Raw genomic sequence first — 1273 nt, 5'->3', positions numbered from 1 at the left:
TCTGGAGTATCTGATGCAGATTGTCAAAGTTTACTGCTAATAGTACCATAGTCGTAGGATTTCAGGTTTACCAATAGCGTTCACTCGGCGAGCCGTAGAGGGACATCACACGGTCAACATCGTTCTGCTTCTTCGCTCTGAGGTAAGACACCCCGATGTTCTTGTTGGTATAATACTGCACAAGCCCACGGTATTGGAGCATCTCGCTGTAACACTTGTCGATGATATCCATACGGTCCTTGTCGCTCATCGAGAGCCCGTTCTCATTGACCACCGATTTAAGATCATTCAACAGGTGGGCACTCTCTTCGAGCAGTTTCGTATAGCCCAAAGCTATGGCACTGAGTTCCTCCACCGTGAAATAGGGGTCGTTCAGCATACGCTCGAAGCTGTTCACATAGATGTCGGTGATGTCGCCTACAAGCAGGATGGTCTGCTGTACCTTGCGTGCATCGCGGACAAGGTTCTTCACCTTCTTCAGAGCATCGTAGTACTCCTTGCCCTGCTTATAGATCTTTACTGTCTCCTGGAAGTTCTGAATCATCGTACTTGCCGTAGAGGATGTATGCACGATATTCTTCGTGGCATTGATGATGCCTTGTGCGAGGTTACCGGGGTCTGTCACCACCCACTGCGCCCTCGATGTCTGGCTGACAAAGAGAGCCACCAGACAGAGCATAAAAATTTTCAATCTCATACTGTTACGAATTAAAGGGTGAATACTTAATCATTGTCTTACTGAAATCACAGTCCCATCTTGCGACCTCTTGATTTGGGTTTCTGTCGGATATGCTGCTTTCGGGACGGTCTCTCCTCGGAAGAGTCGCTCTGCCTCTTCTTCATTCCGTTGAAAAGCTCATCTGCATAAGGTCTTCTGCCTGTCATTCTGACAAATCGGGCATCGAGTTCCCGATATGCCTTTTCAGCCTTGGCGGAACACTCTTCCGAAGAAGCCTTCCTGTCAATACCGTACTTGGCAAGGAAGTCGGGACGGATATGGATGGTGTCGTGAACATTGTCGGGGAAATGTGCAATCTGCCCCAACTTCTCCAACTCATCGTTCAGTTTATTGAGATAAGGCACGGGAGGACGTTCACAGATACTCTCGAAGATATTCTCCACGGCTCGTGTCAGCCTTGCATCCACCTCAAGCACATCGGGTATCTCTCCCGTAGCTCTTTTCTGCCTATACATTGTAGGATCCATATCCTCTAACTGATGGTACAGACGGTAATCCTCCGTAAGTCCGAAGAAATCCTGCATAGATTGCGGG

Annotated in this window: 2 protein-coding genes; both read right to left on the bottom strand. The window is 48.5% G+C overall.

The annotated features are described in order from the left end of the window. Nucleotides 1–67: 67 nt before the first annotated feature. Complete coding sequence (locus tag NW211_RS13800; RefSeq protein ID WP_025018902.1) at nucleotides 68–697, bottom strand: DUF4141 domain-containing protein; 630 nt, start codon at nucleotides 695–697, stop codon at nucleotides 68–70. Between the two features lie 47 nt (nucleotides 698–744). After that, a partial coding sequence (locus tag NW211_RS13795; protein ID WP_258328263.1) for a hypothetical protein occupies nucleotides 745–1273 on the bottom strand: 529 nt, incomplete at its 5' end.

The sequence above is a fragment of the Barnesiella sp. ET7 genome, assembly GCF_024733785.1.
GTDB classification, from domain to species: Bacteria; Bacteroidota; Bacteroidia; order Bacteroidales; family Barnesiellaceae; genus Barnesiella; species Barnesiella merdigallinarum.
This window is presented reverse-complemented; position numbering and strand designations above follow the sequence as displayed.